Source organism: Citrobacter sp. LUTT5, assembly GCF_009905315.1.
In the GTDB taxonomy this organism is placed as follows: domain Bacteria; phylum Pseudomonadota; class Gammaproteobacteria; order Enterobacterales; family Enterobacteriaceae; genus Citrobacter; species Citrobacter freundii.
In genome coordinates, this window is sequence record NZ_CP047606.1 from 3416463 (window position 1) to 3432859 (window position 16397).

Annotated in this window: 14 protein-coding genes and 7 tRNA genes; 19 read left to right on the forward strand and 2 right to left on the reverse strand. The window is 52.2% G+C overall.

The features are described from left to right. The first annotated feature begins 68 nt into the window (after positions 1-68). From nagD to GUC46_RS16590, 9 genes are all read left to right on the forward strand, one after another. On the forward strand, positions 69-821 hold the full coding sequence (gene nagD / locus GUC46_RS16550) for a ribonucleotide monophosphatase NagD (RefSeq protein WP_003022792.1): 753 nt from the start codon (positions 69-71) through the stop codon (positions 819-821). A 299-nt stretch (positions 822-1120) separates the two neighbouring features. Then, entirely contained in the window at positions 1121-2785 is a 1665-nt protein-coding gene (gene asnB / locus GUC46_RS16555; protein ID WP_003835552.1) for an asparagine synthase B, read from the forward strand. Between the two features lie 224 nt (positions 2786-3009). After that, positions 3010-3086: transfer RNA gene (locus tag GUC46_RS16560), tRNA-Met, on the forward strand. 9 nt (positions 3087-3095) lie between these two features. Then, positions 3096-3180, forward strand: a tRNA-Leu gene (locus GUC46_RS16565). 23 nt (positions 3181-3203) lie between these two features. After that, positions 3204-3278: transfer RNA gene (locus GUC46_RS16570), tRNA-Gln, on the forward strand. A gap of 37 nt (positions 3279-3315) precedes the next feature. Continuing rightward, positions 3316-3390 (forward strand) — tRNA-Gln (locus tag GUC46_RS16575). 21 nt (positions 3391-3411) lie between these two features. Next, positions 3412-3488 (forward strand) — tRNA-Met (locus tag GUC46_RS16580). A 43-nt stretch (positions 3489-3531) separates the two neighbouring features. Further along, positions 3532-3606, forward strand: a tRNA-Gln gene (locus tag GUC46_RS16585). A 36-nt stretch (positions 3607-3642) separates the two neighbouring features. Beyond that, positions 3643-3717: transfer RNA gene (locus GUC46_RS16590), tRNA-Gln, on the forward strand. A 120-nt stretch (positions 3718-3837) separates the two neighbouring features. Here GUC46_RS16590 and ubiF read toward each other — a convergent pair. Next, positions 3838-5013, reverse strand: a complete 1176-nt coding sequence (ubiF, locus tag GUC46_RS16595) for a 3-demethoxyubiquinol 3-hydroxylase (RefSeq protein WP_160180507.1) — start codon at positions 5011-5013, stop codon at positions 3838-3840. A gap of 145 nt (positions 5014-5158) precedes the next feature. Between ubiF and miaB the strand changes: the two genes are divergently transcribed. The 10 genes from miaB (at position 5159) to rihA (ending at position 15583) form a co-directional block, all read left to right on the forward strand. Further along, positions 5159-6589, forward strand: coding sequence for a tRNA (N6-isopentenyl adenosine(37)-C2)-methylthiotransferase MiaB (gene miaB, locus GUC46_RS16600; RefSeq protein ID WP_130714881.1), 1431 nt, complete (start codon positions 5159-5161; stop codon positions 6587-6589). A gap of 206 nt (positions 6590-6795) precedes the next feature. After that, entirely contained in the window at positions 6796-7842 is a 1047-nt protein-coding gene (locus tag GUC46_RS16605; protein ID WP_003022776.1) for a PhoH family protein, read from the forward strand. Beyond that, the gene (gene ybeY, locus GUC46_RS16610; RefSeq protein ID WP_003022773.1) at positions 7839-8312 is read left to right on the forward strand and encodes an rRNA maturation RNase YbeY; all 474 of its coding nucleotides are present in this window, start codon (positions 7839-7841) and stop codon (positions 8310-8312) included. Before GUC46_RS16605 ends, ybeY begins: the two co-directional genes overlap by 4 nt. Before the next feature lie 158 nt (positions 8313-8470). After that, a complete protein-coding gene (gene corC, locus GUC46_RS16615; protein WP_003847383.1) occupies positions 8471-9349 on the forward strand; it encodes a CNNM family magnesium/cobalt transport protein CorC in 879 nt (292 codons plus the stop codon). 24 nt (positions 9350-9373) lie between these two features. Next, positions 9374-10912, forward strand: a complete 1539-nt coding sequence (gene lnt, locus GUC46_RS16620) for an apolipoprotein N-acyltransferase (RefSeq protein WP_003847385.1) — start codon at positions 9374-9376, stop codon at positions 10910-10912. 411 nt (positions 10913-11323) lie between these two features. Continuing rightward, positions 11324-12232 carry a glutamate/aspartate ABC transporter substrate-binding protein GltI gene (gltI, locus tag GUC46_RS16625; protein WP_003022762.1) on the forward strand — a complete coding sequence of 303 codons (909 nt, stop codon included), beginning with the start codon at positions 11324-11326 and terminating at the stop codon, positions 12230-12232. 159 nt (positions 12233-12391) lie between these two features. Next, the gene (gltJ, locus tag GUC46_RS16630; protein ID WP_003022759.1) at positions 12392-13132 is read left to right on the forward strand and encodes a glutamate/aspartate ABC transporter permease GltJ; all 741 of its coding nucleotides are present in this window, start codon (positions 12392-12394) and stop codon (positions 13130-13132) included. Beyond that, positions 13132-13806 carry a glutamate/aspartate ABC transporter permease GltK gene (gene gltK / locus GUC46_RS16635; protein ID WP_003022757.1) on the forward strand — a complete coding sequence of 225 codons (675 nt, stop codon included), beginning with the start codon at positions 13132-13134 and terminating at the stop codon, positions 13804-13806. Before gltJ ends, gltK begins: the two co-directional genes overlap by 1 nt. Beyond that, positions 13806-14531, forward strand: coding sequence for a glutamate/aspartate ABC transporter ATP-binding protein GltL (gene gltL / locus GUC46_RS16640; RefSeq protein WP_003022754.1), 726 nt, complete (start codon positions 13806-13808; stop codon positions 14529-14531). Before gltK ends, gltL begins: the two co-directional genes overlap by 1 nt. 116 nt (positions 14532-14647) lie before the next feature. Beyond that, the gene (gene rihA / locus GUC46_RS16645; RefSeq protein ID WP_003847389.1) at positions 14648-15583 is read left to right on the forward strand and encodes a pyrimidine-specific ribonucleoside hydrolase RihA; all 936 of its coding nucleotides are present in this window, start codon (positions 14648-14650) and stop codon (positions 15581-15583) included. Between the two features lie 96 nt (positions 15584-15679). Here rihA and GUC46_RS16650 read toward each other — a convergent pair whose 3' ends face one another. Then, positions 15680-16162: a zinc ribbon-containing protein gene (locus tag GUC46_RS16650; RefSeq protein WP_003022748.1), complete on the reverse strand. Its 483-nt coding sequence runs from the start codon at positions 16160-16162 to the stop codon at positions 15680-15682. Positions 16163-16397: the final 235 nt, after the last annotated feature.

A 16397-nucleotide genomic window follows, 5' to 3' on the forward strand; every position in this document is an offset into this window, starting at 1 on the left:
ATGCGACTCGAATGATGTAGTGTATTTTGTGTATAGTAATGCCTTCTTTTTTTAATGTCGGATTGTCCATGGCCATTAAGAATGTAATTTGTGATATCGACGGCGTGCTGATGCACGACAATGTTGCTGTACCGGGTGCGGCAGAATTTCTGACTGGGATCCTGGAAAAAGGTCTGCCGTTAGTCCTGCTGACTAACTACCCTTCGCAGACCGGGCAAGATCTGGCAAACCGCTTCGCCACCGCAGGTGTGAATGTCCCTGATAGCGTCTTTTATACTTCCGCGATGGCTACCGCTGATTTTCTTCGTCGCCAGGAAGGAAAAAAGGCCTATGTGGTTGGTGAAGGCGCGTTAATTCACGAACTGTATAAAGCTGGATTTACCATTACCGACGTGAACCCCGATTTTGTGATTGTTGGCGAGACGCGTTCCTATAACTGGGACATGATGCATAAAGCGGCGTATTTTGTCGCCAACGGCGCTCGTTTTATCGCCACTAACCCGGATACCCACGGTCGCGGCTTTTATCCCGCCTGTGGAGCACTCTGTGCCGGTATTGAGAAGATCTCAGGTCGTAAACCATTTTATGTCGGCAAACCCAGTCCGTGGATTATTCGCGCGGCGCTCAACAAAATGCAGGCGCACTCAGAAGAAACCGTCATTGTTGGCGACAACCTGCGCACCGATATTTTGGCAGGTTTTCAGGCGGGTCTGGAAACTATCCTGGTACTGTCTGGCGTATCCAAGCTCGATGATATTGACAACATGCCGTTCAGACCAAGCTGGATTTACCCGTCTGTTGCTGAAATTGATGTGATTTGATTCGCAGGCCGGATAAGACATAAGTTCGTCTTATTCGGCAATTATGCAGCGTTATTGCCGGATGGCGGCGTCATCGCCTTATCCGCCCCACGAAGTCTCTCCATTCAATAAAACCGCCATAAAACTGTCGATTCATCAATAAACACGTCTATTCTGTAATCTTTTTTCACCAATCCACAATGACCATTGCATTTTTTATTTTCTGACCCGCAATTCGCTTGCGCCCTCTCCCGCTTTGCGGCATTTTCTTTATCAAGCAAACATAAAAAGCATCACGCAACAGGTTAACGGAGAAGGTTATGTGTTCTATTTTTGGCGTATTCGATATTAAAACTGACGCAGTTGAACTGCGTAAAAAAGCCCTGGAATTGTCTCGTCTGATGCGCCATCGCGGCCCGGACTGGTCGGGTATTTACGCCAGTGATAACGCCATTCTGGCACACGAACGTCTGTCCATCGTCGACGTCAACGCCGGTGCTCAGCCGCTGTACAACGTGAAGAAAACGCATATCCTGGCGGTTAACGGTGAAATTTATAACCACCAGGCGCTGCGCGCTGAGTACGGCGATCGCTATCAGTTCCAGACCGGTTCCGACTGCGAAGTTATCCTCGCGCTGTATCAGGAAAAAGGCCCAGAGTTTCTGGATGATCTGCAAGGCATGTTTGCTTTTGCCCTGTACGACAGCGAGCAGGACGCTTATCTGATCGGTCGCGATCATATTGGGATCATCCCGCTGTATATGGGTTACGACGAACACGGTAACTTCTATGTTGCGTCTGAAATGAAAGCGCTGGTTCCTGTCTGCCGCACAATCAAAGAATTCCCGGCCGGTAGTTATTTATGGAGTAAAGACGGCGAAATTCGTCAGTACTACCAGCGCGACTGGTTTGAATACGATGCAGTCAAAGACAACGTTACCGATAAAAACGAGCTGCGCCAGGCGCTGGAAGATGCGGTGAAAAGCCACCTGATGTCAGATGTTCCTTATGGAGTACTGCTGTCCGGCGGTCTGGATTCATCCGTCATTTCCGCGATCACTAAAAAATACGCGGCACGCCGTGTTGAAGATCAGGAACGTAGCGAAGCCTGGTGGCCACAGCTGCACTCCTTCGCCGTCGGCCTGGAAGGCGCTCCTGATCTGAAAGCTGCACAAGAGGTGGCAAACCATTTGGGTACCGTGCACCACGAGATCCACTTCACCGTGCAGGAAGGTCTGGATGCTATCCGCGACGTGATTTATCACATCGAAACTTACGATGTCACGACGATTCGCGCCTCGACGCCAATGTACTTAATGTCGCGTAAAATTAAAGCGATGGGCATTAAAATGGTGCTGTCGGGCGAAGGTTCGGACGAAGTATTTGGCGGTTATCTCTATTTCCACAAAGCACCAGATGCAAAAGAACTGCACGAAGAAACCGTGCGCAAGCTGCAGGCACTGCATATGTTCGACTGCGCCCGTGCCAACAAAGCGATGTCAGCCTGGGGCGTGGAGGCACGCGTGCCGTTTCTGGATAAGAAATTCCTTGATGTGGCGATGCGCATCAACCCGCAGGACAAAATGTGCGGCAACGGCAAAATGGAAAAACACGTTCTGCGCGAATGTTTTGAGTCCTACCTGCCGGCAAGCGTCGCATGGCGTCAGAAAGAGCAGTTCTCTGACGGTGTTGGTTACAGCTGGATTGATACACTGAAAGAAGTCGCTGCTGAACAAGTTTCTGACCAACAACTGGAAACCGCCAGCTTCCGTTTCCCATACAACACGCCATCATCTAAAGAAGCGTATTTGTACCGTGAGATTTTCGAAGAGTTGTTCCCGGTTGCGAGCGCTGCGGAATGCGTACCTGGCGGGCCGTCTGTAGCCTGTTCTTCCGCTAAAGCGATCGAATGGGATGAAGCGTTTAAAACCATGAACGATCCGTCTGGTCGTGCGGTTGGCGTACACCAGTCCGCTTATAAATAAGTTAATCCTGAGAAAAGGGCCCTGCGGGGCTCTTTTTTTATGTCTGTTTTCTGTGCAAAAAAACAATTAATAACTAATAATTGCCGAATATTGCGTCATGCTGTTCGCAACCTAACCAAACAGTCACATTCCAGCTATTTTCAATGAAAAAGGGGTTGACGCTTCAAGGCTCAATACGCATAATGCGCCCCGCAACGCCGATAAGGTTACGCGAAAAAAAAGATGGCTACGTAGCTCAGCTGGTTAGAGCACATCACTCATAATGATGGGGTCACAGGTTCGAATCCCGTCGTAGCCACCATCTTTTTTTGCGGGAGTGGCGAAATTGGTAGACGCACCAGATTTAGGTTCTGGCGCCGCAAGGTGTGCGAGTTCAAGTCTCGCCTCCCGCACCATTCACCCGTAAGCGTTGCACGGATGGGGTATCGCCAAGCGGTAAGGCACCGGTTTTTGATACCGGCATTCCCTGGTTCGAATCCAGGTACCCCAGCCATTTTTTCTTCGATATAGCGGTTCACCGCAACGGTCATTGGGGTATCGCCAAGCGGTAAGGCACCGGTTTTTGATACCGGCATTCCCTGGTTCGAATCCAGGTACCCCAGCCATCGAAGAATATGATAGTATCTGGCTACGTAGCTCAGCTGGTTAGAGCACATCACTCATAATGATGGGGTCACAGGTTCGAATCCCGTCGTAGCCACCATATTAAGGACGTATCGACTCGTTCGGTAAATCCAAAAAATTGTTGGGGTATCGCCAAGCGGTAAGGCTCTGGTTTCTGATACCAGCATTCCGAGGTTCGAATCCTCGTACCCCAGCCAATTTCAAAAAGTCGTCCACTTTGTGGGTGCACCCGTTGGGGTATCGCCAAGCGGTAAGGCTCTGGTTTCTGATACCAGCATTCCGAGGTTCGAATCCTCGTACCCCAGCCATATTAAAAAAGCTCGCTTCGGCGAGCTTTTTGCTTTTCTAACGTCGGGTGATGGCAAGACTTACCAAGCCTACATGACTTGTAGGCCTGATAAGCGTAGCGCCATCAGGCACCACTCGAGCTACAACCCTAACGCATACTTCAGTGCCTGACGTTTCAGTACGCCAGCGCGCTCTGCGGCCATGAGCCCGAGATTACGCATGATACGCAGCGGCTGCAGGTTATTGCTGAATCCGGCATAGAACAGATCCATACCGCTTTGCATGACGAAATTGTCAGTCATACGGCGATTCTGATAACGCTTGAGCACCGGCTGACTGGCCCAGGATTCACCGTAGCTGCGCGCATTCACCAGCACATCAATCAACGCATCGACATCACGAAAACCCAGATTAACGCCCTGCCCCGCCAGTGGGTGAATGGTATGCGCGGCATCACCTACCAGCGCCAGCCCCGGTTGCACATATTGCAGCGCATGACGACGCGTAAGTGGGAATGCCCCCGCCGCCACAGGCGTAACGTTACCGAGTCTTGAAGGGAAATGTTTAGCGATCTCCGCCTGCAGTTGCGGCATATTTAGCGCTTGCAATTGGCGGATGCGAGCTGGTGAGTCGTACCACACCAGCGAGGCCCAGTTATCGAACAACGGTAAAAACGCGCGCGGACCGTCAGGGGTAAATTGCTGCCAGGTGCTGTCTCCCGGCGAATGCTCGCATTGCACGGTAATCAACATACAGGACTGCGCATACTGCCAGGCATGAATGCCAATCCCGGCCATTTTCCGCACCTGAGAATTTGCACCATCCGCGCCGATAACCAGCTTCGCGCTGATTTTTTCACCGTCTGCCAGTTCAAATTCATGCCGATCGTGATGTTGATGCAAAGAGAGAAGCGACGCCGGCACGCGCAGCGTAACTTTAGGGTGAACTTCCAGCGCCTGCCAGAGCGCCTGTTGCAGGACCGTGTTCTCCACCATATAGCCCAACAGAGGCAGCTTAAGCTCGGCGGCATCAAACATCACATGGGCATTTCCCCATTCCCACGTTTCCAGACGACGGTAAGGATGGCTACGCATTCCCTGAACCGTATCCCAGACGCCCAGCCCTTTCAGCAACGATACGGAGGCGGAGCTAATGGCCGAAATTCTGACATCAGGCTGTCCGCCAGCAACAAACGGAGCAGGAGCGGCATGTTCAATCACCGTTACCGAAAATCCATGCTGCGCCAGTCCCAGCGCCAGCGCGCCGCCGACCATCCCCCCGCCGACAATGGCAATTTCCGTTGGTTGATTTGTCATGGTCAATTTTCCAGTTACATGTATTGTGTAAGTTTACAGGATTTTTTACCCCTTGAGGCTGACATCCGTCATACTGGTCACAACCGCGCCAAAGCAGTACACTATGCGCCCTGCATTTCAGCCACAATTTCGCAAGAGCAAGTCGATGACCAAAAAACTCCATATTAAAACCTGGGGCTGTCAGATGAACGAATACGATTCATCGAAGATGGCCGATCTGCTGGATGCCACTCATGGGTATCAACTGACTGACGTGGCGGAAGAAGCGGATGTGCTGCTGCTGAATACCTGCTCAATCCGTGAGAAGGCTCAGGAAAAAGTGTTCCATCAACTGGGCCGCTGGAAACTGTTAAAAGAGAAAAATCCCAAGCTCATCATTGGGGTTGGTGGCTGTGTTGCGTCTCAGGAAGGCGATCATATTCGCCAGCGCGCGCATTACGTCGATATTATTTTTGGGCCGCAAACGCTGCATCGCCTGCCGGAAATGATCAACAAAGTGCGTGGAAGCACGACCCGTAGCCCGGTGGTTGATATCAGTTTCCCGGAGATCGAAAAGTTCGACCGCCTGCCGGAACCGCGTGCTGAAGGTCCAAGCGCGTTTGTGTCCATCATGGAAGGTTGTAATAAATATTGTACTTACTGCGTGGTTCCCTACACCCGCGGTGAGGAAGTCAGCCGTCCGGCGGATGATATTCTGTTTGAAATCGCCCAGCTGGCAGCCCAAGGCGTGCGTGAAGTGAACCTGCTGGGGCAAAACGTGAACGCCTGGCGTGGTGAAAACTACGACGGCATGATCGGATCCTTTGCCGATCTGCTGCGTCTGGTAGCAGCAATCGACGGCATTGATCGTATCCGCTTCACCACCAGCCATCCGATCGAATTCACCGATGATATCGTTGAAGTTTATCGCGATACGCCAGAGCTGGTGAGCTTCCTGCACCTGCCGGTACAGAGCGGCTCAGACCGCGTACTGAACCTGATGGGACGTACCCACACGGCGCTGGAATACAAAGCGATCATCCGCAAACTGCGCGCTGCGCGTCCGGATATCCAGATTAGCTCCGACTTCATCGTTGGCTTCCCAGGTGAAACCACGCAGGATTTCGAGCAGACCATGAAGCTGATCGCTGACGTCAATTTTGACATGAGCTACAGCTTTATCTTCTCTGCGCGTCCTGGCACCCCTGCCGCCGATATGGTTGATGACGTACCAGAAGAAGAGAAGAAACAGCGTCTGTACATTCTACAGGAGCGTATTAACCAGCAAGCTATGGCCTGGAGCCGTCGTATGGTTGGTACGACCCAGCGCATCCTGGTTGAAGGCACATCGCGTAAGAGCATTATGGAACTGTCAGGGCGTACCGAAAATAACCGCGTGGTGAACTTTGAAGGTACCCCGGATATGGTCGGTAAGTTTGTGGATGTTGAAATTACCGATGTCTGGACGAACTCCCTGCGCGGCAAAGTGGTGCGTACCGAAGACGAAATGGGCCTGCGCATCGCAGAATCCCCTGAATCGGTCATTGCGCGTACCCGCAAAGAAAACGATCTGGGTGTTGGTATTTATCAGCCTTAATCCTGCTGAAAGACGTAAAAAAGGCCCGATACCGCTACACTTATCGGGCCTACACTTCTGGGCTCGCTGTCCCGGCAGACCTTGTAATCTTCCCTGGCATCCCCATATTTATTGCAATGCTTGCGCCTTTCCCCCATGGCGTGAATAATTTCCTTAGATGCCGGTAAATGTTCAGCGTCCGGCGAGACATGCATAAGAGGAACAGTTTGAACATAGACACTCGCGAAATCACCCTTGAACCCGCAGACAACGCCCGCCTGTTGAGCCTTTGCGGCCCATTTGATGACAACATCAAACAGCTGGAACGTCGCCTCGGCATCGAAATTAACCGCCGTGATAACCACTTTAAACTGACCGGCCGCCCAATTTGCGTCACCGCTGCGGCAGATATTTTACGTAGTCTGTACGTCGATACCGCCCCAATGCGCGGTCAGACACAGGACATCGAGCCTGAACAAATTCATCTGGCGATCAAAGAAGCGCGTGTGCTTGAGCAAAGCGCAGACAGCGTGCCTGAATTTGGCAAAGCGGTGAACATCAAAACCAAGCGCGGGGTAATTAAGCCGCGTACGCCGAACCAGGCACAGTACATTGCGAATATCCTCGATCACGACATCACCTTCGGCGTTGGCCCTGCGGGTACGGGTAAAACGTATCTCGCTGTTGCCGCTGCGGTTGATGCGCTTGAGCGTCAGGAGATCCGTCGTATTCTGCTGACCCGTCCGGCAGTGGAAGCGGGCGAAAAACTGGGATTCCTGCCGGGGGATCTCAGCCAGAAAGTCGATCCCTATTTACGACCGCTGTATGACGCGCTGTTCGAAATGCTCGGTTTTGAGAAGGTTGAAAAGCTGATTGAACGTAACGTCATTGAAGTTGCACCGCTGGCCTATATGCGCGGACGTACACTCAACGATGCGTTCATCATTCTTGATGAGAGCCAGAACACCACCATCGAACAGATGAAAATGTTCCTGACCCGTATCGGCTTTAACTCCAAAGCGGTTATCACCGGCGATATCACCCAGATTGACCTGCCGCGTAGCACCAAGTCCGGTCTGCGTCATGCCATTGAAGTGCTGGCTGAGGTCGACGAGATTAGTTTTAATTTCTTCCATAGCGAAGACGTGGTTCGCCATCCGGTGGTGGCTCGTATCGTCACGGCGTATGAAGCCTGGGAAGAAGCAGAACAGAAACGTAAAGCCGAGCAGGCTGCAGAACGCAAGCGCGAAGCTCAGGAGCAGGAACAAAAATGAGTCAGGTTATTCTCGATTTACAGCTGGCATGTGAAGACGAATCCGGTTTACCCACAGAAAGTCAGTTTCAGGGGTGGCTGGATGCGGTGATCCCGCAGTTTCAGGAAGAGTCTGAAGTAACCATTCGTCTGGTCGATGACGCGGAAAGCCATGAGCTCAACCTGACCTATCGCGGGAAAGATAAATCCACCAACGTGCTCTCTTTCCCGTTTGAAGCCCCGCCGGGCATTGAGATGCCGCTGCTGGGTGATTTGATCATCTGCCGTCAGGTCGTCGAGAAAGAAGCGCAGGAACAAGGTAAGCCGCTTGAGGCCCACTGGGCGCACATGGTGGTGCACGGAAGCTTGCATTTACTCGGCTACGACCATATCGAAGACGATGAAGCGGAGGAAATGGAATCCCTCGAAACAGAGATTATGCTTGCTCTGGGCTATGAGGATCCGTACATTGCCGAGAAGATTGCAGAATAGTAGCTTGCCGGATGGCGGCGCTTACGCCTTATCCGGCCTACATTCATGCCTTTCGTAGGCCTGATAAGCATAGCGCCATCAGGCAAAACATGCCGTCAACAGCTGAGTATACGCATGACGCGCTTTGTATTAACTAACATGAGAACCCATACGACGCCATGAGCGACGACAATTCACACAGTAGTGACACCTTAAACAGCAAAAAGGGATTTTTTTCCCTGTTACTGAGCCAACTTTTCCACGGTGAACCGAAAAACCGCGACGAACTGTTGGAGCTGATCCGTGATTCCGGGCAAAACGACCTTATCGATGAAGATACGCGCGATATGCTCGAAGGGGTAATGGATATTGCGGACCAACGCGTGCGCGACATCATGATCCCTCGCTCTCAGATGATTACCCTGAAACGCAACCAGACCCTGGATGAATGTCTCGATGTCATTATCGAGTCTGCTCACTCGCGTTTCCCGGTGATTAGCGAAGACAAAGATCACATTGAAGGGATTCTGATGGCCAAAGATTTGCTGCCGTTTATGCGCAGCGATGCCGAAGCCTTCAGCATGGAGAAAGTGTTACGCCAGGCGGTTGTCGTACCTGAAAGCAAGCGGGTTGACCGCATGCTGAAAGAGTTCCGCTCCCAGCGTTATCATATGGCTATCGTCATCGACGAGTTTGGCGGTGTCTCAGGTCTGGTGACCATTGAGGACATCCTTGAACTGATTGTCGGTGAAATTGAAGATGAGTACGACGAAGAAGACGATATTGATTTCCGTCAGCTCAGTCGCCACACCTGGACTATTCGCGCGCTGGCATCGATTGAAGACTTCAACGAAGCTTTCGGGACCCACTTTAGCGACGAAGAAGTCGATACCATTGGCGGGCTGGTCATGCAGGCCTTTGGTCATCTGCCCGCGCGTGGGGAAACTATCGACATTGATGGTTACCAGTTTAAAGTGGCAATGGCCGACAGCCGCCGTATTATTCAGGTTCATGTCAGAATTCCGGACGACTCACCCCAGCCAAAACTGGACGAATAAACCCGAAACTGGATCTAAGACTACATGGCATTTGCCCCATTAATTGAACGCCAGCGCATTCGCCTGCTGCTGGCGTTATTATTCGGTGCCTGCGGGACACTGGCTTTCTCACCGTATGACATCTGGCCCGCTGCGATTGTTTCGCTGATGGGCCTGCAGGCTCTCACCTTCAACCGCCGTCCGCTCCAGTCTGCCGCTATCGGCTACTTCTGGGGACTGGGACTGTTTGGCTCAGGCATCAACTGGGTTTACGTCAGTATCGCGCAGTTTGGCGGTATGCCCGGCCCGGTTAACATTTTCCTCGTGGTTCTGCTTGCCGCATACCTTTCCCTCTACACCGGTCTGTTTGCCGGCGTGTTGGCGCGCTTGTGGCCGAAAACCACCTGGCTACGGGTGGCAATTGCCGCGCCGGTAGTCTGGCAAATCACGGAATTCCTGCGCGGTTGGGTACTGACCGGCTTCCCGTGGCTGCAGTTCGGTTATAGCCAGATCGACGGTCCGTTAAAGGGGCTGGCGCCGGTAATGGGCGTTGAGGCGATTAACTTCCTGCTGATGATGGTTAGCGGCCTGTTGGCGCTGGCGCTGGTGACACGTAACTGGAAGCCGCTGGTTGCCGCACTCGTGCTCTTTGCTCTGCCTTTTCCACTGCGCTATATCCAGTGGTACACGCTTGAGCCGGAAAAAACCACCCAGGTCTCGATGGTGCAGGGCGACATTCCGCAGTCGCTTAAATGGGATGAAGGTCAGTTACTCAACACCCTGAAGATTTATCTCGACGCCACCCAACCCGAGATGGGCAAATCACAGCTAATCATCTGGCCAGAATCTGCTATTCCGGATCTGGAAATTAACCAGCAGCGTTTTTTGAGCATGATGGATGACCTGCTGAAATCGAAAAACAGCACACTGATTACCGGTATCGTGGACGCGCGTCTGAACAAGCAGAATCGTTACGACACCTACAACACCATCATCACACTGGGTAAAGACAGTCCATACAGCTACGACTCCAGCAACCGCTACAACAAAAACCATCTGGTACCGTTTGGCGAGTTTGTCCCGCTGGAATCAATCCTGCGGCCGTTAGCGCCGTTCTTTGACCTGCCAATGTCTTCGTTCAGCCGTGGGCCTTATGTGCAGCCGCAACTGCATGCGCACGGCTTTAAGCTGACGGCTGCCATTTGCTACGAAATCATTCTTGGCGAACAGGTTCGGGATAACTTCCGTCCGGATACGGACTACCTGCTGACTATCTCCAACGATGCCTGGTTTGGTAAGTCCATTGGCCCGTGGCAGCACTTCCAGATGGCGCGGATGCGTTCCCTTGAGCTGGCGCGCCCCCTGTTGCGTAGCACCAACAATGGTATTACGGCGGTGATTGGTCCTCAGGGTGAGATTCAGGCGATGATCCCGCAGTTTACCCGTCAGGTTCTGACCACCAGCGTGACGCCAACCACGGGCCTGACCCCTTATGCCCGGACCGGTAACTGGCCGCTCTGGCTGCTGACCGCACTGTTTGGCTTTGGTGCGGTGGTAATGAGCCTGCGCCAACGTCGCAAATAAAACAGTGCCCCATCAAATTCAGGCCGGATAAGGCGGTACGCCGCCATCCGGCCGTTGTGCAGCATCTTGCCTGATGGCGCTACGCTTATCCGGCCCACAAACATTTCCCACATCCCATTCTGGCACGTCTATTGCTTTGTTCTACAAGGCAAACGCTGTTTTGGCTGAATGTGCAACCTGGTCGCACCAAAGTTGAGCGCCGGTAGCACCTGAAAAGTGCAACAAGATATTTTTGCCCCCAAATGGTGCGGCGCACTTCGCAAAAATAAACAATAACACAGCAAATTCTTTACATTCATCCAAACTAAATGTTAACAAACACATACAAGACTGCACGTTTTAGTAGCAAACAATAACAACATCACAATGGGTATCAATGCGTCCCTGGCGCAGACGATAAAGGAGTTGGATATGCAATTACGTAAGCTCGCCACTGCCATGCTGGTCATGGGAATGTCCGCCGGTCTGGCGCACGCAGAAGACGCAGCACCCGCGGCAGGCAGCACGCTGGATAAGATCGCCAAAAATGGCGTGATCGTGGTCGGTCACCGTGAATCATCGGTTCCGTTTTCTTACTACGATAATCAGCAAAAAGTGGTCGGTTATTCACAGGATTACTCCAACGCGATCGTTGAAGCCGTGAAGAAAAAACTCAACAAGCCTGACCTGCAGGTAAAACTGATCCCGATTACCTCACAGAACCGTATCCCGCTGCTGCAAAACGGTACCTTCGACTTTGAATGTGGCTCCACCACCAACAACGTCGAGCGTCAAAAACAAGCGGCATTCTCTGACACTATTTTCGTTGTCGGCACCCGTCTGCTGGCGAAAAAAGGCGGCGATGTTAAAGATTTCGCAGACCTGAAAGGCAAAGCCGTGGTCGTGACTTCGGGTACCACCTCAGAAGTGCTGCTGCACAAGCTGAACGAAGAACAAAAAATGGATATGCGCATCATCAGCGCGAAGGACCATGGTGACTCTTTCCGTACTCTGGAAAGCGGTCGCGCCGTTGCCTTTATGATGGATGATGCCCTGCTGGCTGGTGAACGCGCGAAGGCGAAGAAACCAGACAACTGGGAGATCGTCGGCAAGCCGCAGTCTCAGGAAGCCTACGGCTGCATGCTGCGCAAAGATGATCCTGAGTTCAAAAAGCTGATGGACGACACTATCGCCAAGGCGCAGACCTCAGGCGAAGCAGAGAAATGGTTTGATAAGTGGTTTAAAAATCCAATTCCACCGAAGAACCTGAACATGAATTTCGAACTGTCAGACGAGATGAAAGCCCTGTTCAAAGAACCGAATGATAAAGCGCTTAACTAACTAAAATAAATGGGAGGCTTCCCCTCCCTCTCGATTGCTACTCGGCACGGACAGACTATAAGCCTGATGGTCGTTCCCCATCAGGCCTGAAAACCGCAAAACGCCGAATAACAATCTTCGAGGGTAGCGCTGCTACCCTTTTTTTTCTGGAGTAGATTTATGTCTATAGACTGGAACTGGGGTATTTTTTTACAACAGGCCCCGTTCGGCAACACCACCTATCTCGGCTGGCTCTGGAGTGGTTTCCAGGTCACGGTCGCGTTATCTATCACCGCCTGGATTATCGCTTTCCTCATAGGCTCTTTATTCGGCATCTTACGTACCGTCCCAAATCGTTTCCTTTCCGGGATCGGCACGCTATACGTTGAGCTGTTTCGTAACGTTCCGCTCATCGTTCAGTTCTTTACCTGGTATCTGGTCATTCCTGAACTGCTGCCGGAAAACATTGGCATGTGGTTCAAGTCGGAACTGGATCCCAACATTCAGTTCTTCCTCTCATCCATGCTTTGTCTGGGGCTGTTTACCGCCGCGCGCGTCTGTGAGCAGGTTCGCGCCGCGATTCAGTCCCTGCCTCGCGGGCAGAAAAACGCCGCGCTGGCGATGGGGCTGACTTTGCCGCAGGCCTACCGCTATGTGCTGCTGCCAAACGCATACCGCGTGATTGTTCCGCCAATGACCTCAGAGATGATGAACCTGGTGAAGAACTCCGCGATCGCCTCTACCATCGGCCTGGTCGATATGGCGGCGCAGGCGGGAAAACTATTGGATTACTCCGCCCACGCATGGGAGTCGTTTACCGCCATCACGCTGGCCTACGTCCTGATTAACGCCGTCATCATGCTGGTGATGAATCTCGTCGAACGCAAAATCCGCCTGCCTGGCAATTTGGGAGGCAAATAATGTACGAATTTGACTGGAGTTCTATCGTCCCTTCCCTGCCGTATCTGCTGGACGGGCTGATCATCACCCTGAAAATCACCGTTACGGCGGTCGTCATTGGTATTGTCTGGGGAACCATCCTTGCAGTAATGCGTCTGTCCAGCTTCGCGCCGATTGCCTGGTTTGCGAAAGGCTACGTCAACGTATTTCGTTCTATTCCGCTGGTCATGGTGCTGCTGTGGTTCTACCTGATTGTGCCCGGCTTTTTGCAAAACGTACTGGGTCTGTCGCCTAAAACCGATATTCGCCTGATCTCAGCGATGGTCGCGTTTTCGATGTTTGAAGCTGCGTACTATTCCGAGATTATCCGTGCCGGTATCCAGAGTATTTCTCGTGGGCAATCCAGCGCCGCGCTGGCGCTGGGGATGACACACTGGCAGTCGATGAAGCTGATCATTCTGCCACAGGCATTCCGCGCGATGGTACCACTGCTGCTGACCCAGGGCATCGTACTGTTCCAGGATACCTCGCTGGTCTATGTATTGAGTCTGGCAGACTTCTTCCGTACCGCCTCCACCATTGGCGAGCGTGACGGCACACAGGTTGAAATGATCCTGTTTGCTGGCGCCGTTTATTTTGTATTCAGTCTGAGCGCATCGTTGTTGGTCAGCTATTTGAAGAAAAGGACAGTTTAATGATTACCCTGAAAAATGTTTCTAAATGGTATGGTCACTTTCAGGTGCTGACCGACTGCTCCACGGAAGTGAAAAAAGGTGAAGTGGTGGTGGTCTGCGGCCCGTCAGGTTCAGGTAAATCAACGCTTATCAAAACGGTGAACGGGTTGGAGCCGGTACAACAGGGCGTCATCACCGTTGATGGTACCGTGGTGAATGATAAAAAAACCGATCTGGCCAAACTGCGCTCTCGTGTTGGTATGGTGTTCCAGCACTTTGAACTGTTCCCACATCTGTCGATCATTGAGAACCTGACTCTGGCGCAGGTAAAAGTGCTTAAGCGCGATAAAAAGCCGGCCCGCGACAAAGCGCAAAAGTTACTGGAACGCGTTGGCCTGTCGGCACATGCCGAGAAGTTCCCGGCCCAACTCTCCGGGGGCCAGCAACAGCGTGTCGCTATCGCCCGGGCACTATGTATGGATCCTATTGCCATGCTGTTTGACGAACCGACATCGGCGCTTGATCCTGAAATGATCAACGAAGTACTGGACGTTATGGTTGAACTGGCCAATGAAGGGATGACCATGATGGTGGTGACCCATGAAATGGGCTTTGCGCGTAAAGTGGCGAACCGGGTGATCTTCATGGATGAAGGGAAAATTGTTGAAGACTCACCGAAAGAAGAGTTCTTCGCTAATCCGAAATCGGACCGCGCCAAAGACTTCCTCGCGAAAATCCTGCACTAATCTTGCTGGCGCGCATCTCCATGTGCGCGCCACCTCACGCTTTATCCCTTCGCCTCTCGAAACACATACAGCCCAGCGTTAACCTTGTCACAAAGTCCCACTTACAAGGAGCAACAATGGCACTTCCGATCCTGTTTGATTGCGATCCAGGTCATGACGACGCTATCGCAATTGTACTCGCCCTCGCCTCACCTGAACTGGATGTGAAAGCGATAACCTCGTCAGCCGGGAATCAGACTCCCGACAAAACGCTGCGTAACGTATTGCGCATGCTAACGTTGCTCAAGCGTACAGATATTCCCGTCGCCGGTGGCGCTGTGAAACCACTGATGCGCGATCTGATTATCGCCGATAACGTCCATGGCGAGAGTGGGCTGGATGGTCCGGCGCTGCCGGAACCCACTTTTGCGCCACAAGACTGTACCGCTGTGGAACTGATGGCGAAAACCCTGCGTGAAAGCCCGGAACCGATGACGATTGTCTCCACCGGCCCGCAAACTAACGTGGCATTGCTACTGAATAGCCATCCTGAGCTGCACGCCAAAATCGACCGTATCGTGATTATGGGTGGTGCAATGGGCCTCGGAAACTGGACACCCGCCGCCGAGTTCAACATCTTTGTGGATCCCGAAGCTGCGGAGATCGTATTCCAGTCGGGTATTCCGGTGGTGATGGCTGGTCTGGACGTGACGCATAAAGCGCAAATACATCGTGAAGATACCGAACGGTTCCGCGCTATTGGCAATCCTGTTTCAACGATCGTTGCTGAACTACTCGATTTCTTCTTTGAATATCACAAAGACGAAAAATGGGGATTCATCGGCGCACCGCTGCATGACCCATGTACCATTGCCTGGCTGCTGAAACCTGAACTGTTTACCACCGTTGAACGCTGGGTTGGCGTGGAAACTCAGGGGAAATATACCCAGGGAATGACCGTGGTGGACTACTACTTCCTGAGCGGCAATAAGCCAAACGCCACCGTGATGGTAGATGTTGATCGCCAGGGGTTTGTCGATTTGCTGGCAGAACGGCTGAAGTTTTACGCATAATACACGCCGGATGGCGCTAACGCTTATCCGGCCTACAAAATCGTGCAATTTGTAGGCCGGAGAAGACGCTTTGCGTCGCCATCCGGCAATAAGCAATTACGGTTCAAACGGTCGGCGCTGAAACTGATCGTGTCCGCATTTCGGACACAGCGGCAGCACATCCGGGGTGTAAACCGCTAAATGGAAGTGGCACTTCTCGCAGACCAGATTACCTAATCCGACCACCTCGCCGCTGTGATAAACACCGTGATGACTGAGGTCCTGGAACACTTCGCGCCATTCGAGCTGCGTTTTATCGGTAATATCGGCCAGTTCCTGCCAGATACTCTCCTTGATAACCCGCATAAAGACGCTGTCTGTCTCCTCATCGAGACTTTCTTCATAGCTCAGAGCAAACTCTTCCAGGTCACGTCTGACGGCCCGAGTGAGCTCTTCCACCTCGGTTCGCGTTAACTCCCCGGTCTGCATAACTCGTTGACGCGCCTGCTCCACCAACGCATCGATATCGCGTTCGCCATTACGCAGACGTTCGCTCAGTGAAGCTACCAGTTCACGGTAATATTGAGCAACCTTGTTCATCGCTTCGCCTCCTGGGTCGTTAACTGTCTATAATAATAGACGTTATTTACGCTACGCTTTGCAAGACTGTCCACAGAGTGTGTAAATTCGTGCAAGGATTATCCTTGCGGGAATTCAACGTTGAATGCGCGAAAGGCTGTTTTGGCGCGGGCGTTTGGGCTATGCTATGCGGATCTGAAACACCACATCTAGAGCTACGTTTGTAGCTGTATTGAAAACAGGACCACTGGCTGCC

Bases quoted from the DNA above. Each gene is read 5' to 3' on its own strand.
- nagD (WP_003022792.1), top strand. From the start codon at position 69: ATGGCCATTAAGAATGTAATTTGTGATATCGACGGCGTGCTGATGCAC.
- asnB (WP_003835552.1), top strand. From the start codon at position 1,121: ATGTGTTCTATTTTTGGCGTATTCGATATTAAAACTGACGCAGTTGAA.
- ubiF (WP_160180507.1), bottom strand. From the start codon at position 5,013: ATGACAAATCAACCAACGGAAATTGCCATTGTCGGCGGGGGGATGGTC.
- miaB (WP_130714881.1), top strand. From the start codon at position 5,159: ATGACCAAAAAACTCCATATTAAAACCTGGGGCTGTCAGATGAACGAA.
- ybeY (WP_003022773.1), top strand. From the start codon at position 7,839: ATGAGTCAGGTTATTCTCGATTTACAGCTGGCATGTGAAGACGAATCC.
- corC (WP_003847383.1), top strand. From the start codon at position 8,471: ATGAGCGACGACAATTCACACAGTAGTGACACCTTAAACAGCAAAAAG.
- lnt (WP_003847385.1), top strand. From the start codon at position 9,374: ATGGCATTTGCCCCATTAATTGAACGCCAGCGCATTCGCCTGCTGCTG.
- gltI (WP_003022762.1), top strand. From the start codon at position 11,324: ATGCAATTACGTAAGCTCGCCACTGCCATGCTGGTCATGGGAATGTCC.
- gltJ (WP_003022759.1), top strand. From the start codon at position 12,392: ATGTCTATAGACTGGAACTGGGGTATTTTTTTACAACAGGCCCCGTTC.
- gltK (WP_003022757.1), top strand. From the start codon at position 13,132: ATGTACGAATTTGACTGGAGTTCTATCGTCCCTTCCCTGCCGTATCTG.
- gltL (WP_003022754.1), top strand. From the start codon at position 13,806: ATGATTACCCTGAAAAATGTTTCTAAATGGTATGGTCACTTTCAGGTG.
- rihA (WP_003847389.1), top strand. From the start codon at position 14,648: ATGGCACTTCCGATCCTGTTTGATTGCGATCCAGGTCATGACGACGCT.
- GUC46_RS16650 (WP_003022748.1), bottom strand. From the start codon at position 16,162: ATGAACAAGGTTGCTCAATATTACCGTGAACTGGTAGCTTCACTGAGC.